General features: G+C 71.8%; 25 protein-coding genes. 15 read left to right on the top strand and 10 right to left on the bottom strand.

Annotated elements, in window-relative coordinates; all coding sequences use genetic code 11:
* Window positions 1-284 precede the first annotated feature (284 nt).
* Entirely contained in the window at window positions 285-1,145 is an 861-nt protein-coding gene (locus ABD691_RS20100) for a 3-hydroxybutyryl-CoA dehydrogenase (protein WP_344681931.1), read from the top strand.
* Here the strand turns inward: ABD691_RS20100 and ABD691_RS20105 are convergent.
* Complete coding sequence (locus ABD691_RS20105; protein ID WP_344681933.1) at window positions 1,136-1,945, bottom strand: alpha/beta fold hydrolase; 810 nt, start codon at window positions 1,943-1,945, stop codon at window positions 1,136-1,138. The two genes, ABD691_RS20100 and ABD691_RS20105, sit on opposite strands and share 10 nt — an antisense overlap.
* Window positions 1,939-2,955: an alcohol dehydrogenase family protein gene (locus tag ABD691_RS20110; protein ID WP_344681935.1), complete on the bottom strand. Its 1,017-nt coding sequence runs from the start codon at window positions 2,953-2,955 to the stop codon at window positions 1,939-1,941. Before ABD691_RS20110 ends, ABD691_RS20105 begins: the two co-directional genes overlap by 7 nt.
* Window positions 2,956-3,043: 88 nt before the next feature.
* Here ABD691_RS20110 and ABD691_RS20115 point away from each other — a divergent pair, with 88 nt between their 5' ends.
* From ABD691_RS20115 to ABD691_RS20135, 5 genes are all read left to right on the top strand, one after another.
* Window positions 3,044-3,589 (top strand): TetR/AcrR family transcriptional regulator, encoded by a 546-nt coding sequence (locus ABD691_RS20115; RefSeq protein ID WP_344681937.1) that lies wholly within the window; start codon window positions 3,044-3,046, stop codon window positions 3,587-3,589.
* Window positions 3,543-3,980, top strand: coding sequence for a GNAT family N-acetyltransferase (locus ABD691_RS33765; protein ID WP_425565125.1), 438 nt, complete (start codon window positions 3,543-3,545; stop codon window positions 3,978-3,980). Before ABD691_RS20115 ends, ABD691_RS33765 begins: the two co-directional genes overlap by 47 nt.
* 67 nt (window positions 3,981-4,047) lie before the next feature.
* A complete protein-coding gene (locus tag ABD691_RS20125) occupies window positions 4,048-4,497 on the top strand; it encodes a MarR family winged helix-turn-helix transcriptional regulator (RefSeq protein WP_344681941.1) in 450 nt (149 codons plus the stop codon).
* Between the two features lie 71 nt (window positions 4,498-4,568).
* Window positions 4,569-5,753 carry an MFS transporter gene (locus tag ABD691_RS20130; RefSeq protein ID WP_344681943.1) on the top strand — a complete coding sequence of 395 codons (1,185 nt, stop codon included), beginning with the start codon at window positions 4,569-4,571 and terminating at the stop codon, window positions 5,751-5,753.
* A gap of 38 nt (window positions 5,754-5,791) precedes the next feature.
* The gene (locus ABD691_RS20135) at window positions 5,792-6,667 is read left to right on the top strand and encodes an NADP-dependent oxidoreductase (RefSeq protein ID WP_344681944.1); all 876 of its coding nucleotides are present in this window, start codon (window positions 5,792-5,794) and stop codon (window positions 6,665-6,667) included.
* Between the two features lie 18 nt (window positions 6,668-6,685).
* Here ABD691_RS20135 and ABD691_RS20140 read toward each other — a convergent pair whose 3' ends face one another.
* Entirely contained in the window at window positions 6,686-7,333 is a 648-nt protein-coding gene (locus ABD691_RS20140) for a GntR family transcriptional regulator (protein ID WP_344681945.1), read from the bottom strand.
* Window positions 7,334-7,508: 175 nt separating this feature from the next.
* On the opposite strand from ABD691_RS20140, the gene ABD691_RS20145 reads away from it, so the two are divergent.
* The 3 genes from ABD691_RS20145 to ABD691_RS20155 all read left to right on the top strand — a co-directional run bounded on the left by ABD691_RS20145 (window position 7,509) and on the right by ABD691_RS20155 (window position 11,861).
* Entirely contained in the window at window positions 7,509-8,672 is a 1,164-nt protein-coding gene (locus tag ABD691_RS20145) for a CaiB/BaiF CoA transferase family protein (protein WP_344681946.1), read from the top strand.
* 49 nt (window positions 8,673-8,721) lie between these two features.
* Window positions 8,722-9,915 carry an acyl-CoA dehydrogenase family protein gene (locus tag ABD691_RS20150; RefSeq protein WP_344681947.1) on the top strand — a complete coding sequence of 398 codons (1,194 nt, stop codon included), beginning with the start codon at window positions 8,722-8,724 and terminating at the stop codon, window positions 9,913-9,915.
* A gap of 353 nt (window positions 9,916-10,268) precedes the next feature.
* On the top strand, window positions 10,269-11,861 hold the full coding sequence (locus ABD691_RS20155) for a S8 family peptidase (protein ID WP_344681948.1): 1,593 nt from the start codon (window positions 10,269-10,271) through the stop codon (window positions 11,859-11,861).
* A gap of 56 nt (window positions 11,862-11,917) precedes the next feature.
* Here ABD691_RS20155 and ABD691_RS20160 read toward each other — a convergent pair whose 3' ends face one another.
* Together ABD691_RS20160 and ABD691_RS20165 are read right to left on the bottom strand one after the other, a co-directional pair.
* Complete coding sequence (locus ABD691_RS20160; protein WP_344681949.1) at window positions 11,918-12,676, bottom strand: SDR family NAD(P)-dependent oxidoreductase; 759 nt, start codon at window positions 12,674-12,676, stop codon at window positions 11,918-11,920.
* A gap of 38 nt (window positions 12,677-12,714) precedes the next feature.
* Window positions 12,715-14,178 (bottom strand): amidase, encoded by a 1,464-nt coding sequence (locus tag ABD691_RS20165; RefSeq protein WP_344681950.1) that lies wholly within the window; start codon window positions 14,176-14,178, stop codon window positions 12,715-12,717.
* 219 nt (window positions 14,179-14,397) lie between these two features.
* Between ABD691_RS20165 and ABD691_RS20170 the strand changes: the two genes are divergently transcribed.
* The gene (locus ABD691_RS20170) at window positions 14,398-15,537 is read left to right on the top strand and encodes an MFS transporter (RefSeq protein ID WP_344681951.1); all 1,140 of its coding nucleotides are present in this window, start codon (window positions 14,398-14,400) and stop codon (window positions 15,535-15,537) included.
* 6 nt (window positions 15,538-15,543) lie between these two features.
* Here ABD691_RS20170 and ABD691_RS20175 read toward each other — a convergent pair whose 3' ends face one another.
* Window positions 15,544-16,353: an SAM-dependent methyltransferase gene (locus tag ABD691_RS20175; protein WP_344681952.1), complete on the bottom strand. Its 810-nt coding sequence runs from the start codon at window positions 16,351-16,353 to the stop codon at window positions 15,544-15,546.
* 178 nt (window positions 16,354-16,531) lie between these two features.
* Here ABD691_RS20175 and ABD691_RS20180 point away from each other — a divergent pair, with 178 nt between their 5' ends.
* Genes ABD691_RS20180 through ABD691_RS20200 form a run of 5 tightly spaced genes read left to right on the top strand, consistent with a single transcriptional unit; the run spans window position 16,532 to window position 20,832 of the window.
* The gene (locus tag ABD691_RS20180; RefSeq protein ID WP_344681953.1) at window positions 16,532-17,713 is read left to right on the top strand and encodes a sensor histidine kinase; all 1,182 of its coding nucleotides are present in this window, start codon (window positions 16,532-16,534) and stop codon (window positions 17,711-17,713) included.
* Between the two features lie 42 nt (window positions 17,714-17,755).
* On the top strand, window positions 17,756-18,451 hold the full coding sequence (locus ABD691_RS20185) for a response regulator (RefSeq protein ID WP_344681954.1): 696 nt from the start codon (window positions 17,756-17,758) through the stop codon (window positions 18,449-18,451).
* Between the two features lie 58 nt (window positions 18,452-18,509).
* Window positions 18,510-19,559 carry a Gfo/Idh/MocA family protein gene (locus ABD691_RS20190; RefSeq protein WP_344681955.1) on the top strand — a complete coding sequence of 350 codons (1,050 nt, stop codon included), beginning with the start codon at window positions 18,510-18,512 and terminating at the stop codon, window positions 19,557-19,559.
* Between the two features lie 45 nt (window positions 19,560-19,604).
* Window positions 19,605-20,051, top strand: a complete 447-nt coding sequence (locus ABD691_RS20195; RefSeq protein WP_344681956.1) for a hypothetical protein — start codon at window positions 19,605-19,607, stop codon at window positions 20,049-20,051.
* A gap of 7 nt (window positions 20,052-20,058) precedes the next feature.
* Window positions 20,059-20,832 carry an alpha/beta fold hydrolase gene (locus ABD691_RS20200; protein WP_344681957.1) on the top strand — a complete coding sequence of 258 codons (774 nt, stop codon included), beginning with the start codon at window positions 20,059-20,061 and terminating at the stop codon, window positions 20,830-20,832.
* Here the strand turns inward: ABD691_RS20200 and ABD691_RS20205 are convergent.
* From ABD691_RS20205 to ABD691_RS20220, 4 genes are all read right to left on the bottom strand, one after another.
* Window positions 20,822-21,613 (bottom strand): hypothetical protein, encoded by a 792-nt coding sequence (locus tag ABD691_RS20205; protein ID WP_344681959.1) that lies wholly within the window; start codon window positions 21,611-21,613, stop codon window positions 20,822-20,824. The genes ABD691_RS20200 and ABD691_RS20205 overlap by 11 nt on opposite strands.
* Window positions 21,547-22,614 (bottom strand): ABC transporter permease, encoded by a 1,068-nt coding sequence (locus tag ABD691_RS20210; RefSeq protein ID WP_344681961.1) that lies wholly within the window; start codon window positions 22,612-22,614, stop codon window positions 21,547-21,549. Before ABD691_RS20210 ends, ABD691_RS20205 begins: the two co-directional genes overlap by 67 nt.
* Window positions 22,611-23,531, bottom strand: coding sequence for an ABC transporter ATP-binding protein (locus ABD691_RS20215; protein ID WP_344681963.1), 921 nt, complete (start codon window positions 23,529-23,531; stop codon window positions 22,611-22,613). Before ABD691_RS20215 ends, ABD691_RS20210 begins: the two co-directional genes overlap by 4 nt.
* A gap of 84 nt (window positions 23,532-23,615) precedes the next feature.
* Window positions 23,616-24,020, bottom strand: a complete 405-nt coding sequence (locus tag ABD691_RS20220) for a VOC family protein (RefSeq protein ID WP_344681965.1) — start codon at window positions 24,018-24,020, stop codon at window positions 23,616-23,618.
* Window positions 24,021-24,039: the final 19 nt, after the last annotated feature.

The raw sequence follows: 24,039 nt of genomic DNA on the forward strand, positions 1-24,039 counted from the left end.
GGCGCCGCCCCGGCGCGGCGGGGCGCTCGTGACCGCCGCCCGGGCCGTGGGGTAATCTGAAAATACTTCGGGGTCAGGGATCGGACGTGGGGGGTTCGATGCCGAGGGGTCAGGCGAGGGTCGTGCCTGGCCCCGTTTCGGCGTTCAGGGCCTGTTTTCGGCGTTCAGGACCGGTTTCCACGGTGGCGTAGCGCACGGTCTACCGGTCGGTAACCCTTCTTTTTGGCATGATCTGCCGCACCGGGCGAGCCCGCCCGTGGAGTCCGAGCGGAAGGATCGGTGTGGTGACGAAGATCGAACGCCTGGGTGTGGTCGGTGCCGGGTTGATGGGGTCCGGCATCGCCGAGGTGAGCGCGCTGGCCGGGCTCGACGTGATCGTCGTCGAGGTCACCGACGAGGCCGCCCGCGCGGGCCGCTCCCGGCTGTGGAAGTCGCTCAACCGCGCGGTGGACAAGGGCAAGATCACCGAGGCGGACCGCGACCAGGCCCAGTCCCGGCTGCACTTCACCACCACCGTCGCCGACCTCGACGACCGCCAGCTGGTGATCGAGGCGATCGCGGAGAACGCCGAGCTCAAGACCAAGCTGTTCACCGACCTGGACGAGATCGTCACCGACCCGGACGCGATCCTGGCCTCCAACACCTCCTCGATCCCGATCGCCCAGCTCGCCGCCGCCACCGGCAGGCCGGACAAGGTCATCGGCATCCACTTCTTCAACCCGGTCCCGGTGCTCAAGCTCGTCGAGCTCGTCCCTTCGCTGCTGACCAGTGAGGACACCGTCGAGCGTGCGTCGGCCTTCGCCACCGAGCAGCTGGGCAAGCAGACGATCCGGGCCACCGACCGCTCCGGCTTCGTGGTCAACGCCCTGCTCGTGCCCTACCTGCTCTCCGCCATCCGGATGTACGAGGGCGGCCACGCCAGCGCCGAGGACATCGACAACGGCATGGTCCTGGGCTGCGCCCACCCGATGGGTCCGCTGGCGCTGTCGGACCTGGTCGGCCTCGACACCCTCAAGGCCATCGCCGACTCGATGTACGACGAGTACGCCGAACCGCTCTACGCCGCTCCGCCGCTGCTCAAGCGGATGGTCGAAGCCGGGCTCAAGGGCAAGAAGTCCGGCCGCGGCTTCTACGACTACAGCTGACCGATCTCCTCGACGACCCGGCGCGGCCGGTCCTCCATCAGGAAGTGGCCCGCGCCGGGCACCGTCACCAGCTCCGCGCCCGGGATGTCGGCGGCCAGCCGCCGGGCGTAGGACAGCGGCTGCCACCGGTCGTCCTCGCCCCACAGGATCCGTACCGGCATCCGCAGCGTCCGCAGCAGCGGCGCGACCCGTTCGGTCGGTGCCGAGTCGTAGTGGCGGACCTGGTGCTCGAAGAACGACGCCCGCCCGAGGGGAGTCCGGTGCGGGGCGAGGTAGGCGTCGAGGACCTCGGCGGACATCGGCTCGGTGACCGTCATGGCCAGCTGGCCCGTCAGCATCCGCTCGAACTCCGCCTGCGGCATGGCCGCGTGCTCGGCCAGGTGGTCGCGGATGATCCGCCGCCAGGTCTCCGACGGCCACGAGTCGTAGCTGACCGAGTCGATCAGCATCAGCTTCGCGACCCGCTCGGGGTGCCGCGTGGCGAAGATCTGGCCGATCGCGCCGCCGATGTCGTGCGCGACCAGCGTGCAGCGCTCGATCCCGAGCTGCGCCAGCAGTTCGCCGAGCAGCCCCGCCTGCGCGGTCACCGACGTGTCCCTGCCGACCGGCCGTTCCGACGCGCCGAACCCGAGCAGGTCGTAGGCGAGCACGCCCCGCCCGCTCGCTTCGAGGTCCGGGATCACGTTGCGCCATATGAACGAATGCGACGGCGTGCCGTGCAGCAGGACCAGCGTGTCGTCGCCCGGCGTGTACCGGTAGGCCAGCCGGGCACCGGCCACGATCGCGTCGCCGGTCAGCACGGCGTCACCACCAGCTTGCCGAAGAACGCCTTGGCCGCGAAGTCCTCCTGCGCGCGGCGCAGTTCGCGCAGCGGATACGTGCCCGCCAGCAGCGGCCTGAGCTCGCCCGCGGTGATGTGGCCGACCAGCTGCGCGAAGTCCTCGTGCGTGCCGAAGGACGAGCCGATCAGCCGCAGCTGCCGCAGGTAGACCGTCCGCAGATCGGTTTCCACGACGGGCCCGGCGATCCCGCCCGCGACCACGTAACGGCCGAGCGGGGCCAGCCTCCGCAGCAGGGCCGGGAAGTGCGGTCCCGCGACCACGTCCGCGACGACGTCGACCTCGCCGACCCTGTCGATCGAGCCGCGGTCGACGGCGTCGTGCGCACCGAGCTCCAGCGCCTGCGACCGCTTGGCCGCGCTGGTGATCGCGATGACCTCCGCGCCGCGGGCGGTCGCGAGCTGGATCAGCGCCGACCCGACTCCGCCGGACGCTCCGGTGACCGCGATCCGTTCTCCCGCCCGCACTTCCGCCCGGTTGAGCATGCGCATCGCGGTGGCGTAGGCGGTGGGGAAGGTGGCCAGTTCCGCGTCGCCGAGCGCGCTGTCGATCGCGTGGGCGTTCTGTGCGGGCACGGTCACGTACTCGGCGAACCCGCCGTCGCGTTCGCTGCCGAGGTAGTCCGTGGTCACCAGTTCCAGCTCGCCGCCGGTGTAGAGCATCGGATCGACGATCACCCGCTCGCCCAGCCGGGATTCCGGCACTCCGGCACCGACCTCGTCCACGCGGCCGACGACGTCGGCGCCCTGGACGCGCGGGAACCGGAGCGGTTCGCGGCGCCAGCCCGCGCTGGCGGCCGGGTCGTCCGGCGAGCCGTAGGCGCCTTCGCGGGTCCAGACGTCGGTGTTGTTGATCGCGGTCGCGGCCACCCGCACGCGCACCTCACCCGCCCCGGCGTGCGGATCGGGCACGTCCTCGCGGTACTCCAGCTTCTCCGGGCCGCCGAACCCGGTGAGCAGCACTGCGCGCATCACGTCCTCCTTAGGTATACCGACCGGTGTGGTTACTTCAGCACTCGTTCCGATGCGATGTCAACCCACCGGTCGGTATAGTGATGGCATGCAGAAGCTGACGCCCGCCGGACGGCGCGTGCTCGACGTGGCGGCCGAGCTGTTCTACCGGCAGGGGATCCACGCGGTCGGGGTCGAGGCCATCGCGGCCGGAGCGGGGGTCACCAAGAAGACCCTCTACGCCTGCTTCGGCTCCAAGGACCAGCTGGTCACGGCGTACCTGACCGAACGCGACCAGCGCTGGCGGGACTGGCTGGCCGAGTGGGGCGGCGACAGCGCCACCGATCGGCTCCTCGGCACGTTCGACGCGTTGGCGGCGTGGATGGACCGCGAGGACTTCCGGGGCTGCGCGTTCGTCAACGCCCTCGCGGAACTGCCGTCGGCCGACCACCCGGCGCATGCCGTGGTGGTGGGGCAGAAGCACTGGATGCGCGACTACTTCGCCGATCTCGCGCGCGAGGCCGGGGTCGCCGATCCCGAGGACTTCGCGAAGAGCGCGCTGCTGCTCTACGAAGGTGTCACCGTCGCCGCTTCCGCGGGTATCGACGGTGCTGCGGCACAGGCGCGCAAGGCAGCGGCGGCACTGCTGGGATGACTGCGCAACGGCTTTCCTGGCCAGTCGTGTCACCGGCCCATGGCTCGGTCTTCCTGCGCGAGTTCGTCGACGAGGACAGGTCGCTGGCCCTCGAACTGGGCGCGGACCCGTACGAGGGCCGGCTGGCCGTGCGACGGCGGGTTACTCGGTCGCTCCCGCGCATCGGGGCAGGGGCGTGGCGAGTGCGGCGCTCAAGGCGATGACCTCGTTCGCGTGGTCGATCGCCGAACTGCACCGGATCGAGCTGTACGTCGAGCCGAGGAACCGCGCTTCGTGTCGCGTTGCCGAGACCGCTGGTTACGAGCGCGAGGGCCTGCTTCGCAGCCACCAGGAGATCGGTGGCATCCGGCGCGACATGCTGCTCTACGCGGCGATCCGGCGAACCGCCTAGTAATTGCACGCGCGTTCTATTTCAAGCGCGCTAGGCTGGGGCGTCCAGCACTCCGGGAGGTTCGGCGATGTCCCTGTCCGACGACGCGGCCGAAGCGCGCGCGCAGGGCTGGCGCGCCCTGGCCGCGCTGCACGCGCGGATCGATGTCCGGATCGAACGCGCGCTGCAGTCCGAGCACGACCTCAGCGTCAGCGAGTTCACCGTGCTCGACGTGTTGTCCCGGCAGGACGGCTGGCACATGCGGATGCAGCAGCTGGCCAACGCGGTCGTGCTCAGCCAGAGCGCGACCACCCGGCTGGTGACCAGGCTGGAGAAGGTGGGCCTGCTGCGCCGCTACCTGTGCGAGGACGACCGCAGGGGCATCTACACCGAGGTCAGCGAGGCGGGACAGCAGCTGCTCGCGCGCGCCCGGCCCACCCACGACACGGCCCTGCGCGAAGCGCTGGACGAGTCCGCCGAGGTTCCCGAGCTGGCGCCGCTGGTGCGGGCGCTGGAGACACTGGAGTCCGTCGTCTAGTTGTCGCAGGCCAAGACGCTGCGGAATTCCGTTTGACTCTCACATCGATGTGAAACTCTAGCGTCTCGGGCATGAGCAAGAGCTTCGCCTCGCTCGCCGCCTTGTTCGCGAGCGTCTTCGTGGTCGGCACGTCGGAATACCTGGTCGCAGGCATGCTGCCCGAGGTCGGTTCTGATCTTCAGGTGACACAGGGCACCGCCGGGCAGACGGTCACCGCCTACGCGCTCGGGGTGGTGATCGGCGGTCCCGTGGTGACCATGGCGACCGCGCGGCTGCCTCGCAAGGGTCTGGCGCTCGGTCTGATGCTGCTGTTTGCCGCCGGTAGCGCGCTCAGCGCGCTGGCCCCCACGTTCGGGATGCTGCTGGCCGGGCGGGTGATCTCGTCGCTCAGCCACGCCGCTTTCCTGGCGCTGGCGCTGGTGATGGCCACGAGCGTGGTGCCCGAGCAGAGGACCGGCTCGGCCATTGCCGCCGTGGCCTCCGGATTCACCGTGGCCACGTTGCTCGGGGTGCCATTGGGTTCGCTGCTGGGGCATGCCGCTGGGTGGCGCGCCCCGTTCGCGGTGCTCACCGCGCTCACCCTGGCCGCCGTCGCCTTGCTGGCGCTGGTGCTGCCCAGGCAGCAGGCGCCGACTACGAGCTTGCGCGACGAGTTGCGGGTGGTGACCCGCAAGCCGGTGCTGCTGGCCATCGCCACCACCGCGGTCGGTTTCTCCGGCGTCGCCGTCGTGTTCACCTACATCGCACCGCTGCTCACTCGGGTCGCCGGCTTCGCTCCGGCCGCCGTCTCCGCCCTGCTGCTCGCCTACGGCGCCGGCAGTTTCCTGGGCAACCTGGCCGCGGGCAAGCTGACCGACAAGTCCATGTCCGCGACCGTGCGCGGCGTGTTCGGCGGCCTGACCGGCGTACTGGTGACCATGCCGTTCGCCGCCGCCTGGCAGCCCACCGCCGTCTTTGCCGTCCTCGTCCTGGGCCTGCTCGCCACCGCCACCATCGCCCCGCTGCAGGGCCTGATCCTGCGCCACGCCGGGGCGGCCCCGAACCTGGCGGTCTCGGTCAACGTCGGCGCGTTCAACCTCGGCGCCGCCGTCGGCTCCGCGCTCGGCGGGCTCCTCGTGGCCGCGGGCGCGCTGAGGTGGACCGGACTGGCCGGGGCCGTGCTGAGCCTGACCGGCCTGGCCCTGACCTACCTGGCTCTGCCCCGCACCCGTACCGCCTCAAGTACCGACAGCGCCGCGGTCTCCACCGCCGCTTGAATCACCAACCCCCTCCCCCGGAAGGTCTTCTCCTGACCATGCATGCCGTCCGGATCGACCGCCACGGCGGCCCCGACGTCCTGACCGTCCGCGAGATCGCTGAACCCACCCTCGCCGCTGGCGAAGTCCTCATCCACACCACGGCCAGCAGCCTCAACCCGGTGGACTGGAAAACCCGCGCCTGGCAGGTCGGCCCGCCGCTGCCTGCCACGCTCGGCTGGGACCTCTCCGGCCGCATCGTCGCCAGCACCGACCCGGCCCACGAAGTGGGCAAGCCGGTGATCGCCATGTCCGCGCAGATCGCCACCGGCCGTGGTACCTGGGCCGAGCACGTGGCCCTGCCCGGCCACCTGGTGACCGCCGCGCCGACCACGGTGCCGTTGGCCGACGCGGCGGCCCTGCCCCTGGCCGGGGTGACCGCCCTGCAGGCCCTGCGCACCGCCGAGTTGACCGCCGGGGAGCGGATCCTGGTCATCGGCGCGGCAGGGGCGGTCGGTGGCCTGGCCGTCCAGCTCGCCCGTCGGACCGGCGCTCACGCTGACGCCCTGGTCTCCCGGCCCGGACACGAACACGCCGCCCGGGAGCTCGGCGCGCAGCAGGTCTGGCACCGCCGCGACGACCTGCCCCACGGCCGCTATCCGGTGATCCTCGACACGGCCGGCATCGACGCAGCCGCCGCCCTCGCCCCCGGGCGCTACGTCTCCATCGCCGACCACCCCCTGCCCGACGTGCCCGGCGCCCGCAAGAGCTACGTCCAGGAGAACGCCACCGACCTCGCGCATCTCGCCAGGCTCGTCGACACCGGCGAACTACGTCTGCGGATCGCCGCCCGCTACCCGTACACCGACATCCGCGCCGCCCACGAGCGCTTCGAAGCCGGCGGCCTGCTCGGCAAGATCCTCATCACCTTCTGAAGCGCATCCCGATGCTGACTAGTCCTGGGAAATGGTGGCGCGCAGCGCGTCGACGGCGTGCTGCCGGTGCTCGGTCAGCCGCAGGATGACCTCCGGGGCGTCCCGCCTGGCCGCCGCGTCCACGATCACCTGGTGCTCGTGGTGCACGCGCGTGCGGTTGACGTCGGAGTTGTAGTACACCGCGCGGTAGGCGTCGGTGGCGTCCCACAGCGTCCGCACCACGCGCAGCAGGCGCGGCATCCGCGCCGGTTCCAGGAGGGCGAAGTGGAACCGGCGGTTCGCCCCGATCATCGCGACCAGGTCACCGCCCGCGGAGGCCTCCTCGACGTCCCGCCGCGCGTCGTCGATCCGCTCCAGGTCGGCGGCGGTGAGCTGGTCGACGGCGACCCGGGCGGCCTCCGACTCCAGCAGCTCCCGCATCCGGTACACCTCCAGCAGGTCGCTCAGCGACAGCTCCGCCACCGAGTAGCCGCGGTGCGGCTGGTAGACGACCTGGCCCTCGGCCTCCAGCGTCTTGAGCGCCTCCCGCAGCGGCACCCGGCTGACGCCGAGCCGCTGCGCGATGGTGTCCTGCCGGATCGGCTGCGCCGGCGCGAGTTCGCCGGCCACGATGGCCTTGCGCAGCTCTTCGAGCACGAACTCCTGGGTGGTGGGTGGGCGTCGCATCGCACTCCAGAGCGGCCGGGGAGGTGAATCGATCTTACGGGTGACCGGCAGCAGTGCCTCCGCTTTTCCCGGTTGACCCGTCGATCGACAACTGTATATTGGATCCAACTTCGTGCCGTCGCAAGCCCGAACCCTGTCCAGCAGCCCGAACCCTGTCCAGCGGAGGTGGTCGGTCGTGGAGCGTTGCCTGCCGATGGACGGCGTCGTCGTGGCCGACTTCAGCCGGGTGCTCGCCGGCCCGTACGCGACCATGCTGCTGGCCGACCTCGGCGCGACCGTCATCAAGGTGGAGCGGCCGGGCACCGGTGACGACACCCGCAGCTGGGGTCCGCCGTGGACCGAGCACAGCTCGTCCTACTTCGAGTCGGTGAACCGGGGCAAGCGCAGCATCGCGCTCGACCTCGCCGATCCCGCCGACCGGGAAGCGGCCAGGGAGCTCGTGCGCCGCGCCGACGTCCTGGTGGAGAACTTCCGGCCGGGTTCGCTGGCCCGCCACGGCCTGGACTACGACAGCGCGCAGGCGCTCAACCCGCGGCTGGTCTACGCGTCGATCTCGGGTTTCGGCAGCGGCGCGGGCGCCGATCTCCCCGGCTACGACTTCGTCGTGCAGGCCCTCGGCGGGCTGATGAGCATCACCGGCGATCCGGACGGTCCGCCCACCAAGGTCGGCGTCGCGCTGGTCGACGTGCTCACCGGCAAGGACGCCGCGCTGGGGATCATGGCGGCGCTGCGCCAGCGGGAGACCACCGGCCGCGGCCAGCACGTCGAGGTCAACCTGCTGTCCAGCCTGCTGGGCTCGCTGGTCAACCAGCTCAGCGGGCTGCTGGCCACCGGCGTCGCCCCGGAGCGCATGGGCAACCGGCACCCCAGCATCGCGCCCTACGAGACCCTGCGCTGCGAGGACGCGTTCCTGGCCGTCGCGATCGGCAACGACGTGCAGTTCCGCAGGCTCACCGAAACCCTCGGCCTGGTCGGCATGGCCGACGATCCGCGCTACGCCACCAACGCCCAGCGCGTCGCCAACCGCACGAGCATGGCCGAACGGCTGGAGAACGTGCTCGGCGCGCGCACGGCCGCGGACTGGCAGGACCGGTTGCAGCGGGCGGGGATCGCCTGCGGCCAGGTCAACGACCTCTCCCGCGCCGTGCACTACGCGGAGTCGCTGGGGCTGCGCCCGATGGTCGACCCCGGCGACGGCGCGATCATGCAGGCGCGGATGCCGATCGACTTCTCCGACTCGGCCAGCGCGAAGCCGTCCCCGCCGCCACGGCTCGGCGAGCACGGCGACCGGATCCGCGCCTGGCTGTCCGATCCGGACGCGGGCGCCCCACCCGCCTGACAGCACCGTCCCGCACCACCGCCAGAACCCGGTCAAGGAGGACCACCCGATGAGCACCAGCGGTTCCCGCCCCGCCTTCGATCCCCGCGACCCGCTGGGCATCGACGACGAGCTCAGCGCCGAGCAGCTCGCGATCCGCGACAGCGTCCGCGCGCTGTGCCGCGACCACGTCCTGCCGCACGTCGCGGAGTGGTTCGAGCGCGGCGAATTCCCCCGGGCCAGGGAACTGGCGCGGGAGCTCGGCAAGCTCGGCGTGCTGGGCATGCACCTGGAGGGCTACGGCTGCGCCGGGATGTCGGCGGTCGACTACGGCCTGGCCTGCGAGGAGCTGGAAGCCTGCGACTCGGGGCTGCGCTCGCTGGTGTCGGTGCAGGGCTCGCTGGCGATGTTCGCGATCTGGCGCTGGGGTTCGGAGGAGCACAAGCAGCAGTGGCTGCCGCGGATGGCTGCGGGCGAGGCGATCGGCTGCTTCGGCCTGACCGAGCCCGACCACGGTTCGGACCCGGCGTCGATGCGCACCGCGGCCCGCCGCGACGGCTCGGACTGGGTGCTCAACGGGCGCAAGATGTGGATCACCAACGGCAGCATCGCCGACGTCGCGGTCGTGTGGGCGCAGACCGACGACGGCGTGCGCGGTTTCGTCGTCCCCACCGACGCCCCCGGCTTCTCCGCGCCGGAGATCAAGCAGAAGCTCTCGCTGCGCGCGTCGGTCACCAGCGAGCTCGTCCTCGACGACGTCCGGCTTCCGGCCGAGGCCGAGCTGCCCGGCGCGCAGGGGCTGCGGGGTCCGCTGAGCTGCCTGAACGAGGCGCGCTACGGCATCGTCTGGGGCGCGACCGGCGCGGCCCGCGCCTGCCTGGAGGCGGCGCTGGACTACGCCGGGAGCCGCGAGCAGTTCGGCAGGCCGATCGCCGGGTTCCAGCTCACCCAGGGCAAGCTGGCCGACATGGCGGTGCGGGTGCAGAACGGCCGCCTGCTCGCGATGCACCTCGGCAAGCGCAAGGACGCCGGGAAGCTGCTGCCGCAGCAGGTGAGCTTCGGCAAGCTCGACAACGTGCGCGGAGCGCTGGAGGTCGCGCGGACCGCGCGCACCATCCTGGGTGCGAACGGGATTTCCCTGGAGTACCCGGTGATCCGGCACATGACGAACCTGGAGTCGGTGCTGACCTACGAGGGCACCAGCGAGATGCACGCGCTGACCATCGGACAGGCGATGACCGGGCTGTCCGCCTTCCGGGGCTGAGCGGCGGGCGCCCCGGTGGTCCACAGTGGACGGATGCGGCCGGGGCGCTGCTCCGGATAGACGGCGAGCCGGGCGCTACTCCGGAAATAGCCGTCGGGGTGCTTCTCCGGAAATAGCGGCTCATCGTCAAGTTCTGGTTGACGATTCGTTTCTTTTCGGAGTCGAAGCAATGCGGTTTGGCGTGCAAAGGCGGGAAAGCCGCGCCGTCTGACCGCATCGCACGCTATCTCACCTGGATCGGCGGTTGTTTCGCGGCCCTGCCGGTGTCATATTTCCCCTGCTCAAGCGAGTGTTCTTCATGTTCCCTGGTTGCCCGGTTCCACCCCGGGCACCTCTGCATGAGGGGAAATTCCATGAACCGAGTTCGAGCTCCTTGGCGCCGACGTCCGGTCGGCATCGCCCTTTCCGCGGTCGCCGGAGTCGTGCTGGCCACCGCGACCGCGCTCCCGGCACAGGCCGAGGGCCAGATCCGCGACTCCGGCGGCGGGGAGATCATCCCCGGCAGCTATCTCGTCGTCCTCTCCGACGCTCCGCACATCCAGTCCGCCGACGTGCCGTCGATCGCGACGAACCTGCTTTCCCGGTTCACCGGGCAGCTGGACCGCACGTTCCGCTCCGCTCTGCGCGGTTTCTCGGCCACGATGGACGAGCGGGAGGCCCGCAGGCTGGCCGCTGATCCGGCGGTCGCCTACGTCGAGGCCAACAAACGGGTGCACGCCTCCGGCACCCAGCCGAACCCGCCCTCCTGGGGCCTGGACCGCATCGACCAGCGCAACCTGCCGCTGGACCGGACCTACAACTACAGCACCACCGCCGACAACGTCTCCGCCTACGTCATCGACACCGGTGTGCGCATCACCCACCAGACCTTCGGCGGGCGGGCCAAGCACGGCTTCGACGCGGTCGACAACGACAACGACGCGACCGACTGCAACGGGCACGGCACGCACGTCGCGGGCACCATCGGCGGTTCCGAGTACGGCGTGGCCAAGGGCGTGACCGTCCACGGCGTCCGGGTCCTGGACTGCCGCGGCAGCGGCACCACCGCCGGGGTCGTCGCGGGCATCGACTGGGTGACCGCGAACGCGCAGAAGCCCGCGGTGGCGAACATGAGCCTCGGCGGCGGCGCCAGCAGCACGCTGGACCAGGCGGTGCGCAACTCCGTCGCCTCCGGGGTGACCTACGCGGTCGCCGCGGGCAACGGCGACATGTTCGGCAACCCGCAGGACGCCTGCAACTCGTCCCCGGCCCGCACCCGCGAGGCGATCACCGTCGGCGCCACCGACAACACCGACACCCGGGCCAGCTTCTCGAACTACGGGACCTGCCTGGACCTCTTCGCCCCGGGCGTGGACATCACCTCGTCCTGGCACAGCGGCGACACCGCCACCAACACCATCAGCGGCACCTCGATGGCGACCCCGCACGTAGCGGGCGCGGCGGCGCTGTACCTGGCCGCCAACCCGTCGGCGACCCCGGCGCAGGTCAGCTCCGGGCTGGTCGCCGCGTCCACCCCGGGCGCGGTCAAGGACCCGAGGATCGGCTCGCCGAACCAGCTGCTCTACACCGGTTCCGGAGGCACACAGCCGCCCACCGGCTGCGCTCCGGCCAGCAGCTCCGCCGCGGTGCCGATCCCGGACGCGGGCCCGGCGGTGCTCTCCCCGGTCACCGTCTCCGACTGCGCGGGCCAGGCCCGCGCGGACCTGGCCGTCCAGGTCGACATCACCCACACCTACCGCGGCGACCTGGTCATCGACCTGATCTCGCCCAGCGGCCGGTCGTGGAACCTCAAGCAGGCCGACGGCTGGGACTACGCCGCCGACGTGCACGAGACCTACACCGTCGACGCCTCGGCGGAGACGGCCAACGGCACCTGGCAGCTCCGGGTGCGCGACGTCTACGCCCAGGACACCGGCACGCTCGACAGCTGGACCCTGAACGCCTGACCGGGGCGACGGTCTCGCGCGGGGTGGCCGGAAGGGCGGCCCCGCGCGAAACCGGTTCACCAGACGGTGAAACCGCCGTCGGCGACGAGGTTGCTGCCGGTGACGAAGCTGCTCGCGTCGGACGCGAGGAACACCGCAACCGGGCCGAGTTCGCGGGGTTCGGCGACCCGGCCCATCGGGGTCTGCGCGATCCAGGTGCTGTACCACTCCGGCTGGGTCGTCTCGACCGACCGGAGCAGCTCGGTCCCGGTGTAGCCGGGCGAGATCGAGTTGACCCGGACCCCGCGCCCGGCCCATTCCCCGGCCAGCGACTTGGTCAGCATGATCACCCCGGCCTTGGAGGCGTTGTAGGACGCCTGCGGCTGCGGGTGGTTGGAGATCAGCCCGGACATCGACGCGATGTTGATGATCGACCCCGAGCCCTGCGCCAGCATCGCCTTGCCCGCCTCGCGGCAGCACCAGAACACCGCGTCGAGGTTGAGCCCCAGCACGGACCGCCACGATTCGTCCGGCATGGACTCCGCGGGCTCGTTGCGCACCATCCCGGCGTTGTGCACCGAGACGTCGAGGTGGCCGTGGTCGGCGACGATCCGGCCGACCACGTCGGCGACCGCCCGCGAGTCGGTGACGTCCAGGGCGCGGAACTCGCCCCCGACCTCGTCGGCGGCGCGCTTGCCGGTCTCCGGGTTGATCTCGCCGATCACCACGTGCGCCCCGGCCGAGCTCAGCGACCTGGCCAGTTCCAGGCCGATTCCCTGGCCACCGCCGGTGACCAGCGCGACCCTGCCCTGGAGGGAGAAGACCTCGGTTCCCATCGGCTGCCCTGCCTTCCGAGAGACGGATCAGTGCCCGCTCAACGTAGCGGCGGCGGGATGATCCGGTGCACCCAGTCGCTGGCACGTTCATACGCGCAGGCGAGTCGCAGCAGCGGCCATTCGGCGTGGTTGCGCCCGATGAGCTGCACGCCGGTCGGCAGCCCGGCGGCGTTGAAACCGGCGGGCAGGTTCAGCACCGGGTGGCCGGACAGCGTCCACGGCGCGGTGGTTTCCATCCACCGGTGGTAGGTGTCCATCGCGCGCCCGCCGACCTCGTCCGGCCAGCGCTTGGCCGCGTCGAACGGGAAGACCTGGGTGCTCGGGGCGAGCAGGAAGTCGTAGTCGTCGAACAACGCCGCCACCTGCGCGTGCCAGCTGTCGCGGCCCTCGCACGCCGCGGCCACGTCGGACATGCCCATCCGCAGGTAGCCCTCGACCTCGAACCGCGCCTCGGGCTTGAGCAGTTCGCGCCGCGCCGGATCGCGGTAGTGCTCGGTCAGCGACTCGCCCAGCATCCAGTGCCGCCACAGCAGGAAGGTCTGCCAGGCCCGCTCGACCGGCAGTTCGCGCTCGACCGGTTCGACGACGCAACCGATCTCCTCGAACACCGCGAACGACGACTCGCAGACGTCGAGCACACCGGGTTCGGTCGGCAGGTAGCCGCCGAAGTCGCCGACCCACCCGATGCGCGGGGAGCCGGCGTGGTGCTCCAGCGCGCCGGTGAACAGCGCCGGGTCCTGCTCCGCGCTGAGCGGGGCGCGCTCGTCCGGACCGGCCATAGTGGACAGGAGCATGGCCAGGTCGCGCACGGTCCTGGCCATCGGGCCCGGTACCGAGGGGTTGCTGACGAACCCGGGCTCGGGAATCCGGCCGAAGCTCGGGCGCAGGCCGAGGACGTGGCAGAACGCCGCCGGATTGCGCAGCGAGCCCATGAAGTCGGTGCCGTCGGCCACCGGCAGCATCCGCAGCGACAGCGCCGCCGCGGCACCGCCGCTGCTGCCGCCCGCGCCGCGCGCCGGGTCGAACGGGTTGACGGTGGTGCCGAAGACCGGGTTGAAGGTGTGCGAGCCCAGCCCGAACTCCGGCACGTTGGTCTTGCCGATGACGATCGCGCCCGCCGACCGCATCCGCTCGACGACCAGGCCGTCGGACTCGGCGACCTGCCCGGCCAGGATTGGCGACCCCTTGGTGGTGGGGAAGCCCGCGGCGTCGGTGAGGTCCTTGACCGCGATCGGGAACCCGTGCATCCAGCCCGCGTACTCGCCGCGGTCGAGGGCCTCGTCGCGCTGCTTGGCCTGGTCGAGCAGCCCTTCGTCGTCGGCCCGGGAGACGATCGCGTCGACCAGCGGGTTGAACCGGTCGATGTGCTCCAGGTAGGTGCGCATCACCTCGACGCAGGAGACCTCCCGGCGGCGGATCAGCCAGGAGAGCTCGACCGCGTCGAGCAGCACCAGATCGGGAATCCGGGAAGAAGGAAGACCGGCACCGGGTGCGAGGACCACGATCTTGACAGTGGCCCGGTGCCGGGTCGCCGTCAAGCGGCATTCGGGGGCGAAATCTCCGACGAGGTGTCGGTCACGTCCTCGTTGCCCCTCGAACGGGCGGCGGTCGAGCCTGGTGGGGACCAGGTTCCCACTGAGGAGGACCGATGGGCCACGCTCTTCTTCTGGCTCGTCGGGCCGACCGGGTGCGGGTGTCCCGCAGGGCACAGAGGAGGACCGATGTCGGTCGCGGACCGCACCTGGCAGGTGCTCGGTTCGGTGATCGCCGTGGTCGGCGTCGGGACCTGCCCGGTGTTCCTGTTCGGCGGGCTCGCCGTGCAGCTGCAGCAGGAGTTCCGGTTCGGAGCCGCGCTGCTCGGGGTCGCCGCCGCGGGATTCTTCAGCGTGGCCGCGCTGTCCTCGCGGGCGATGGGCTGGGTCGTCGAGCGGATCGGACACCGGGCCGGGCTGCGGCTTGCGGCCTGCGCGAGCTCGCTGTGCCTGTTCGGACTCGCCGCTGCCGACAGCACCGGCTGGTTCCTGGCGCTGCTCTGGCTGTCGGGCGTGCCGAACTCGCTGGGCCAGCCCGCCGCGAACGTCCTGATCGTCGAAGGCGTGCCCGTGCACCGGCGCGGACTCGGCTTCGCGGTCAAGCAGTCCGCGATCCCGGTCGCGACGATGCTGGCGGGGATCTCGGTGCCGCTGGTGGCGCTGACCATCGGCTGGCGCTGGGTCTTCGCCTTCGCCGGGCTGCTCGGTCTCGCCGCCGCGCTCACCGTGCCGTCGATCGGACAGGCGCGGCGCCCGGCCGGCGGTGGACGCGCGGACGGCCGGAACGCGGGTCTGCCGATGCTGTTGCTTTTCGCGGTCGGTGGCGGGCTCGGGTCCGCCGCGGCGAACTCGCTCGGCGCGTTCGTCACGACCGCCGCCGTCGACGTGGGTTTCAGCCCCGGGTCGGCGGGGCTCGTGCTCTCGCTGGGATCGGTCTTCGGGCTGAGCACCCGGCTGCTGTCCGGGATCGCGTCCGACCGCTGGAACCCGGACCTGGTGCGGGTGATCACCGGGATGCTGGTCGCGGGCTCGCTCGGGTACGCGCTGCTGGCGCTGGAGATCCCGCCGCTGTTCCTGCTCGGCGTGGTGGTGGGTTTCGGCGCGGGCTGGGCGTGGCCGGGTCTGCTGAACCTCGCGGTCGCCCGGACCGCTCCGGACCGGGTCGCCGGCGCCACGTCGATCAGCCAGGCCGGCGTGTTCCTCGGCGGCGGCCTGGGCCCGCTGCTGTTCGGCCTGCTGGCCGAGTTCGCGGGCCTGCCGGGCGCGTGGCTGGCCGCCTCCGCCGCGGCCCTGCTAGCCGCGGGCCTGCTCCTGCTGGTCCGCCGCTGAGCGGGGTCAGCCGAGCTTGCGGGCCAGACCGCCGTAGAGGATCCGGTACCGCGGCCGGGCGGCGGCCTGGTCCGGGTCGGGGCGCCAGTCGGTCAGGTAGCTGGTGCCGGGCGGCAGGACCTCGAAGTCGCCGAACAGCTCGTCGATCCACTGCGGGCTGCGCGCGATCAGCGGATCGGTGGTCTCGGCGTAGAAGGACTCCAACGTGCCCGCCGCGCCCGGGTCGTAGTCGCCGGTGATGTGCGAGACGGCCAGGTGGCTGCCGGGGACGACCGCCTTGCGGTAGCGCTCGACCAGCGCCGCCGGGGTGTCGCCGTCCGGCACGAAGTGCAGCATCGCCGACATCAGCACCGCCGTCGGCTGGTCGAGGTCGAGCAGCCCGGTGGCCGCGGGGGAGCGCAGGACCGACTCCGGATCCCGGCAGTCGGCCTCGATGATCGCCGCCCGCGGTTCGTCGGCCAGCAGCGGGCGGCTGTGCGCGACGGTCAGCGGCTCGTTGTCGACGTAGAGGACGCGGAAGTCGCGGGTGCGGCGGCGGGCGATCTCGTGCACGTGGCCGATGGTCGGGATGCCGGAACCGAGGTCCAGGAACTGGCGGATGCCGTGCGCCAGCAGGTACTCCACCGTGCGGCGGACGAACGCCCGGTTCTCCCGGTACGTTTCGGTGATGCCGGGCAGCGCGGCCTCCACCCGTTCCACGAACCCGCGCTCGACGCCGAAGTTGTGGCTGCCGCCGAGGAACGCGTCGTAGATCCGCGCCGCGCAGGGGCGGTCGATGTCCATCTCCCTGGACATCAGGTTCTGCGTGTCCACCATGGCCTACCCCCAAGCAGCTGTCACTGAGATTCCGTAATCGTACCGTAGCCGACCGATGACACAGTGTGTTCGACGGTTGGGACGCGGCCGCTCGCAGGAGATGACGCCGCCGTTGGTGTGAACCCTGCGGCCTGCTGGTCTACGATCCCCCGATCTAGCGACGCGGAAGGCGGGGTTGGTGGTGGGCTCGAAGCGGGCGTTCCTGTTCGACCTGGCGCTGGTGGTGCTGTTCGCCGGGTTGTACGTGCTGGAGATCGCGGTCCAGCCCGGGCCGCTCGGCATGCCCGGCTGGTCGGCGATGGCGATCAGCTGCCCGGCGATGGCCACCCTCCTGCTGCGCAGGCGGTGGCCGTGGATCCCGCTGGTCGTCACGGTCACCGCCGCGATCGTGCTGACCCTGCTGAGCGACCTGGGCGGCCCGACCAGCTTCCCGATCCTGATCTCGGTCTACTCGGTCTGCCGGAAGAGCGGTGTGGTGGGCTCGACCGCCGCCGCGGCGCTGGCGATGGTGTGGCCGTTCTTCTACACCTTCCCCGAGCCGAGCCCGCTGGCCGCCTTCGCCAGCATCGTCTACGCGGGCGTCGACGTGGGCATGGTCGTCGCCTGGGGTTACGCCGCGCGGGTCGCCGCGGCGCGCGCCGCGCAGCTGGAACGCACGGTCGCCCTGCTCGACGCCGCGCGCGACCAGCTCGCTGTCGAGGCGGCGGCGTCCGAGCGGGCGCGCATCGCGCGGGAGTTCCACGACATCGTGTCGCACAACCTGTCGGTGGTCGCGCTGCGCGCCGGGGTCGCGCGGGCGCTGGTCGACCGCGACCCCGGGCACGCCAGGGAGACGCTGCGCGAGCTGGAGCAGACCTCCAGCGCCGCGCTCAGCGAGCTGCGCACGCTGCTGTCGGCGCTGCACCACGACACCAGCTCCGGCGAGATCGCCGAGCTGCCCGGCAGGCAGCCGATGCCCAGGCTCGACCGGATCGAGGACCTGGTGCGCTCGCTGCGGGAGGCCGGGGTGTCGTGGCGGCTGGAGCGGCGCGGCACCGTCCGCGAGCTGAACTCCGGGCTGGAGCTGACCGCGTTCCGGGTCGTGCAGGAGGCGGTGACCAACGTGCTCAAGCACGCGGGGCCCGGTTACGCGCGGGTGCTGCTGGAGTACGGGGCGGCGGCGCTGCGGATCGAGATCACCAACCACGTCACCGCCTCGCCCCGGCGTCACCTCGGCGGCGGAGCCGGTTCCGGGCACGGGTTGATCGGGCTGCGGGAGCGGGTCGCGCTGGTCGGCGGAACGTTCACCGCCCATCCGGTACAGGGCGGGTTCCACCTTGAGGCCGTGCTACCGTGCCCGGAAAATTCGGACCTGGTCTGAACCGGAATTCGACGGTTCCGACCTGATCGGAGGAGGTCCGGTATGGAGCGTTCGGACACGACCATCGTGGTCGCGGACGATCAGGCGATGATCCGGGCCGGTCTGGTGGCGCTGCTGTCGGCCGAGCCGGACCTGCGCGTGCTGGCCGAGGCCGCCGACGGCAACGCGGCGGTCGCCGCGGTGCAGCGCCGCCGTCCCGATGTCGTGCTGATGGACGTGCGCATGCCCGGCATGGACGGCATCGCCGCCGCGCGGGAGATCATCGACAGCACCGCCGGCCAGACCGCCGTGATCATGCTCACCGTGCACGACCTCGACGAGTACGTCTACGCCGCGCTGCGCGCCGGTGCCAGCGGCTTCCTGCTCAAGGACGCTCCGCCGGAGGAGCTGGTCCGCGCCGTGCGTACGGTCGCGGCGGGGGAGGCGCTGCTAGCGCCGAGGGTGACCCGGAGGCTGCTCCAGCGGTTCGCCGCGCTGGGCGTGCGGGACGCGGGCTCCGAGCTCAGCGGCCTGACCGAGCGCGAGCGCGACGTGCTGCTTGAGGTCGCCAGGGGCGGTTCGAACGCCGAGATCGCGCGCAACCTCGGGCTCGCGGAGCTGACCGTGAAGTCGCACCTGTACCACGTGATGCAGAAGCTGCACCTGAGCTCGCGCACCCAGCTGGTGATCACCGCGTACGAGACGGGCCTGGTCAGCCCTGGTCAGCGCGACGCCCCCAGCCCGCGGGTGCAGGGCTGACGCCGGATCCGCGCACCGCCGCCCGAGGAGGGCCCGCGGACAAGCTCTAATTGGCGGTATGAGTGTTCTGAAAGTCGGCTTGATCGGTTATGGCATCGCCGGGGCCGTGTTCCACGCCCCGCTGATCGCGGCGAACCCGAACCTGCGGCTCGACGCCGTGGTGACCACCAATCCGGAGCGCAGGCAGCAGGTGCGCGCCGACCACCCGGACACCGCCGCGGTCGGCGACCTGGCGGGGCTGCTGGAGCGCGGCCCGGACCTGGTCGTGGTCGCCAGTCCGAACCGCACGCACTTCGAGCTGACCACCGCCGCGCTCGACGCGGGCCTGCCGGTGGTCGTGGACAAGCCGTTCGTGCCCAGCGCCGAGCAGGGCCGGGAGCTGATCGCGCGCGCCGAGCGGGCGGGCGTGCTGCTCACGGTGTTCCAGAACCGCCGCTGGGACAACGACCTGCGGACGCTGGCCGGGCTGATCGACGCCGGGGAGCTCGGCGCGGTGCACCGGTTCGAGTCCCGCTTCGAGCGCTGGGTGCCTCAGCCGAAGCCGGGCTGGCGCGAGTCCGGCGGCGTCGAGGAGGCAGGCGGGGTGCTCTACGACCTGGGCAGCCACCTGGTCGACCAGGCGCTGCTGCTGTTCGGGCCGGTCGAGTCGGTCTACGCGCAGGTGGACCGGCGCAGGCCGGGGGTGGAGGTCGACGACGACTCGTTCCTCGCGCTGACCCACGCGAACGGTGTCCGCTCGCACCTGTGGATGAGCAAGTTCGCCGCGCAGCACGGCCCCCGCTTCCGGGTTCTCGGCGACCGGGCGGCGTTCACCAAGTACGGGCTCGACCCGCAGGAGGCCGTGCTGCGCGCGGGCGAACGCCCGGTGGACGACAGCTGGGGCGTGGAGCCGGAGGAGTTGTGGGGCGAGCTCGGAACCGTCGACGGTGGTCGCCGGGTGCCTACGCTGCCGGGCGCGTACCCGGCGTTCTACGACTCCGTCGTCTCCGCGCTGCGCGAGAGCACGGCCGCGCCGGTCGACCCGGCCGATTCGGTCGCGGGCCTGGAGATCATCGAGGCCGCGCGGCGCTCCGCGGCGAAGGGCACCGTCGAACTCCTTGACGCTTGATGTCAAGTACTTGCTATTGTGCGTCAAGTAGCGAGGAGATGGGCGGTGCGCGACGAGCTGGCCGAGGAACTGGCCCGGCTGGTCGGGGCGAGGCTGCTCGACCCGCTGGAGATCCTGCTGGAGGGAGCGGGGGCCGAGCCCCTGCGCGAGCGGGTGCACGCGGAAGCCGAGACGTGGGCGGCGCGGCTGCTCGGGCCCGATGACGACCTGGCTCTCGCCACGATCTCCCGGCTGCTGGCGGCGCTGTACCCGGGGGACGAGCCGTTCGACCCTCCGGAGCGCTGGTGGCGCACGGCGCTGGGCCGGGTGACCGCCCGCCGCATGGGCCACCCGGCCAAGGAGCGCGTGTCGTTCGCGGTGGCGGGGGCGATGCTCGGCATCACCCGGCAGGGCGTGCACGACCTGGTCGGGCGCGCCAAGCTCCGGCGGCATCCCGACGGCGGCATCGACGTCACGTCGGTCCGCGACCGCCTCCGCGATCTGACCGCATAGGAGTGTCATGGAGTCGGAATTCCTTTTGACCGGTGGGGAAATCCCGATCCGGGTCCGCGACCACGGCGGCACCGGGTCACCGGTCCTGCTGCTGCACGGCGCCGGTGGCGAGCTGGACGCCTGGGACGGGTTCGCGCCGCTGCTGACCGGTTCGCACCGGGTGGTCGCGCTGGACCTGCGCGGGCACGGGAAGTCCGGCGACGGGCCGTGGGAGTGGGCGTCGGTGCTCGCCGACATCGAGTCCGCAGTGGACGGTGTCGGCCTGGAGAACCCCGCGGTGGTGGGACATTCGCTCGGCGGGATGCTCGCGGCGATGTGGGCGCGGCGGCGTCCGGACTGCCCGGCCGCGGTCAGCCTCGACGGGCACCGGTCGAGCGTGACCGACCCGCGGAACTACGCCGGGCTGCCCGCCGACCAGGTCGCGCGGGACCGGGCGCGGCTCGCCGAGCTGTTCGCGGCGCAGCTGGAAGCGGTGCGACGGCCCGCGCCGGAAGTCCTCTCCGCGATCCAGCAGTCGCCGGAGTTCGCCGACTGCCTGCCGGTCTTCGCCGAGGTGGAAAGCCCGTTCCTGGTCGCGCTCGCCACCAGGGACCTGCCCGGCATGCCCGCGGAGTTCGCCGGCCTGATGTCGGCTTTCCGCGCGGGACTGCGGCGTGATCTGGCCGAGTTGCGGGATCGGCGTCCGAACATCCGGGTCGCCGAGGTCGACGCGAGCCACGCCATGGTCTTCGAGGATCCGGAAGCCGTGGCCGGGCTGGTGCTCGGTTTCCTCAACCGCTGAGCCGGGAAGCGGAGTTCCAGAGCACGCACTCGTCGCAGTAGCCGCCGGTGCCGCGCCAGTACTGGCAGCAGGTGCGCCGCCGCGCCCACGGCCGGAGCCGCTCGTCGATGTCGAGCAGCTCCGGCCGGGAGGTCGCCGCCCGCAGCTCCCGGGCGGTGGCCGGTGCGTCCCCCGGGATGCCCGCCTGCTGGAGCCGCCAGAGCACCGGGCCGATCAGCCCGACCGGATTTCCCCAGTACTCGTGGCTGTCCGGCCGTGGACCGCCCAGCGCGTGCAGCGCCTCGGTCAGCGGTTCGAACGCCTCGCGCAGCTGCCGCCACCACTGGTCGGCGCCGCCCGGTGCGCGGCCGGTGGGACGCAGCGTCGTCAGCCTGCCCTCGTCGTTGACGACGACCCGCAGACCCGACAACGACGGCACCGGCGCGCCGAGGTGGTGTTCCGGGACGGTGGCGCAGCACGCGAGCCAGCCGAACCGGAACGCCACCAGCACGATCCCGGCGCGCCGGTGCCGGAAACCGCCGCGCCGCTGCCACTCCTCGACGCAGCCGGACAGCCACGGCCGGTCCGGATCGCAGAACTCCTCCCACGCGATGGCCGGCGGGTTCAGCGGGGTGGTGCCGGGGCGGGGGAGCAGCCGGTCGCATTCCCGCAACCGCCCGCGCAGCACCGCGTTCGCGTCGATGGCCGTGGACCTCCTGATCGTCCGGACGGCGATCAGGCTATCCGAACCCCCGGCGACGGCCGCCGGATCGGAGTGCGCAGCCGCCGGATGCTGATCCACACCGAGCCCGCGCCGAGCAGCACGTCGAACGCCAGGCCCCACGGCCACACCGCGCCGCCTTCCCGGCGGGCGCCGTCCTCGGAGTAGGTGACCTGCGGCGGCAGCCGCGTTTCGCGCACCCCTTCACCGATCGCGCCCAGCGGATCGAGCCGGGTGTCCGGCTCCATGCGGCGGCTGTACTGGTTGAACCGCAGCGGCGGGTCCGGCGCGGAGTCGGCGAGGACGACGAACGGGTTCGGCGCCAGCAGCCACCAGACGTACTCCGGGTGCGGAACGGTCGTGGTGTAGGTCTCGACGGTGGACGGTCCACCCGGGATCGGGTAGCCCATGTTGTCGGTCGCAGGCACCTCGTAGCTGATCGTCTCCTCCCGGCTGGTCAGCACGGTGGCCAGCCCGAAGGTGATCAGGGTGCCCGCGCTGAGCGCGAACACCAGCAGGAAGGCCATCAGCGTCGCGGTGATCCCGCGCGCGAACAGCGCCGACAGGCCCTGCGCGACCGCGCAGATCACCCCGACCAGCAGCGAGACGATCAGCAGCACCACGACCGCGCGGACGATGCCCACCCCGCCTTCGAGGATCGCCCACACCACGAACGGCACGGTCAGCGCGATGAACACCAGCGCGGTCCCCCACGCCGCGACGAGCTTGCCCAGCACGATCTCGGCCGGGGTCAGCCGGGTCACCTGCACCGGGGCCAGGGTGCCGCGCTCCCGGTCGCCGTTGATCGACTGCGCCGTCAGCGCGGGCGCGACCAGCATCGCCAGCCCCAGCACGAACAGCATCACCGAACCGAACAGCGGGATCCCGGTCGGCCCCTCGTCGAACTCCGGGACCGCGAGCGCGAGCCGCAGCAGCACGGAGAACGCGGCGATCACCAGGAACCACGCGAGCAGCAGCCACCGCCAGCGGCCGGTGCGCAGCCGGACCCGGAACTCCTGCCTGGCCACGGTCGCGATGCCCGACAGCATCCCGGCGCGCGGGGTCGTCTCGGTTGTGGTCATCGTCGCTCCTCGGTGAAGGCCAGGTACGCGGACTCGAGGTGGTTTCCCGCCGGGGCGAAGCTCACGACGCGGACCTGGTCGGCGATCAGGTCGCGCAGCAGATCGGCGGCGGCCTGCTCGGATTCCAGCAGCACGTCGACGCCGGACGGCGTCGGTTCGCCGTGCTCGACGCCGCGGCGGTCCAGGGCCGCGGGCAGGTCGCCCTCCAGCGCGCGCACCCGCCAGGTGCGGCGGTGCGTGCCGAGCTCGCCGATCGCGTGCTCGCTGACGGTGGTGCCGCGGTCGACGAAGACGACCCGGTCGGCCACCTCCTCCAGTTCGGTCAGGATGTGGCTGGAGACCAGCACCGCGGTTCCCTCGCGCGCCTGCGCGCGCAGCAGGTCGCGGAGCTCGACCCGCGAGCGCGGGTCCAGGCCGGAGGCCGGCTCGTCGAGCAGCAGCACTTCCGGCCGGTGCACCAGTGCGCGGGCCAGGCCCAGCCGCTGCTTCTGCCCGCGCGAGAGCACGTGCACCGGCTGCTCGGCGAACTCGGCCAGGTGCACCAGTTCCAGCAGCTCGGCGACCCGTTCCCGCGCGGTCCCGGCCGGGATCCGGTACGCCTCGGCGAAGAAGCCGATGTACTCGCGCGCGGTGAGCTGGTCGTAGACGCCGAAGACGTCGGGCATCCAGCCGATCCGGGCGCGCACCGCGTCGGCGTCGGTGGCGGGGTCGAGACCGGCGACGCGGAGGTGGCCGGAGTCCGGGGCCAGCAGCGTCGCCAGCATCAGCAGCAGCGTGGTCTTGCCCGCGCCGTTCGGTCCGACCAGCGCGGTCACCTCACCGCGGGGAACCGTCAGGCTCATCCCGCGCACGGCCTCGACCGCGCCGAAGCGCCTCCGCACGTCCTGGGCCAGGATTCCGGGATCCTGCTCTGGCATGCATCAACTCCCTGTCATGGATCTTGTCCATCACAGGGACGCAGCGGACCCGCGAGGGGTTGCGTCGAAGGCGGTGCCGGACGGTCACTCGCCGAAGTCGATCATCCAGGTGATGCCGAACTTGTCGGTGCACATGCCGAAGTAGTCGCCCCACATCTGCTTCTCCAGCGGGACCGACACCGTGCCGCCGTCGGCGAGCTTGTCCCAGTAGCCGCGCAGTTCCTCGGAGTCCGCGCCGTCGCCGGTGACGCTGATGGAGATGTTGTTGCCGGGCCGGTGCTCGGACTGGTCCGGGCTGTCCGAGGCCATGAGCGTGAAGCCGCGCTCGGTTTCGAGCATGCTGTGCATGATCTGCTCGCCCTGCTCCTGCGCGCCGAACTCGCCGTAGGTCCGCAGCGACAACGAGCCGCCGAAGACGTGCTGGTAGTACTCCATGGCTTGCCGAGCGGTTCCGGGGAAGCTGATGTACGGGTTGAGACGAGTGGCCACGGCGGATCCCCTCCTAGGA

The sequence above is a fragment of the Saccharopolyspora taberi genome, assembly GCF_039534165.1.
Taxonomy (GTDB): Bacteria; Actinomycetota; Actinomycetes; order Mycobacteriales; family Pseudonocardiaceae; genus Saccharopolyspora_D; species Saccharopolyspora_D taberi.

Bases quoted from the DNA above. Each gene is read 5' to 3' on its own strand.
- ABD691_RS20135 (WP_344681944.1), top strand. From the start codon at position 5,792: ATGCATGCCGTCCGGATCGACCGCCACGGCGGCCCCGACGTCCTGACC.
- ABD691_RS20200 (WP_344681957.1), top strand. From the start codon at position 20,059: ATGGAGTCGGAATTCCTTTTGACCGGTGGGGAAATCCCGATCCGGGTC.
- ABD691_RS20115 (WP_344681937.1), top strand. From the start codon at position 3,044: ATGCAGAAGCTGACGCCCGCCGGACGGCGCGTGCTCGACGTGGCGGCC.
- ABD691_RS20140 (WP_344681945.1), bottom strand. From the start codon at position 7,333: ATGCGACGCCCACCCACCACCCAGGAGTTCGTGCTCGAAGAGCTGCGC.
- ABD691_RS20210 (WP_344681961.1), bottom strand. From the start codon at position 22,614: ATGACCACAACCGAGACGACCCCGCGCGCCGGGATGCTGTCGGGCATC.
- ABD691_RS20155 (WP_344681948.1), top strand. From the start codon at position 10,269: ATGAACCGAGTTCGAGCTCCTTGGCGCCGACGTCCGGTCGGCATCGCC.
- ABD691_RS20150 (WP_344681947.1), top strand. From the start codon at position 8,722: ATGAGCACCAGCGGTTCCCGCCCCGCCTTCGATCCCCGCGACCCGCTG.
- ABD691_RS20130 (WP_344681943.1), top strand. From the start codon at position 4,569: ATGAGCAAGAGCTTCGCCTCGCTCGCCGCCTTGTTCGCGAGCGTCTTC.
- ABD691_RS20160 (WP_344681949.1), bottom strand. From the start codon at position 12,676: ATGGGAACCGAGGTCTTCTCCCTCCAGGGCAGGGTCGCGCTGGTCACC.
- ABD691_RS20110 (WP_344681935.1), bottom strand. From the start codon at position 2,955: ATGCGCGCAGTGCTGCTCACCGGGTTCGGCGGCCCGGAGAAGCTGGAG.
- ABD691_RS20170 (WP_344681951.1), top strand. From the start codon at position 14,398: ATGTCGGTCGCGGACCGCACCTGGCAGGTGCTCGGTTCGGTGATCGCC.
- ABD691_RS20125 (WP_344681941.1), top strand. From the start codon at position 4,048: ATGTCCCTGTCCGACGACGCGGCCGAAGCGCGCGCGCAGGGCTGGCGC.
- ABD691_RS20190 (WP_344681955.1), top strand. From the start codon at position 18,510: ATGAGTGTTCTGAAAGTCGGCTTGATCGGTTATGGCATCGCCGGGGCC.
- ABD691_RS20215 (WP_344681963.1), bottom strand. From the start codon at position 23,531: ATGCCAGAGCAGGATCCCGGAATCCTGGCCCAGGACGTGCGGAGGCGC.
- ABD691_RS20185 (WP_344681954.1), top strand. From the start codon at position 17,756: ATGGAGCGTTCGGACACGACCATCGTGGTCGCGGACGATCAGGCGATG.
- ABD691_RS20175 (WP_344681952.1), bottom strand. From the start codon at position 16,353: ATGGTGGACACGCAGAACCTGATGTCCAGGGAGATGGACATCGACCGC.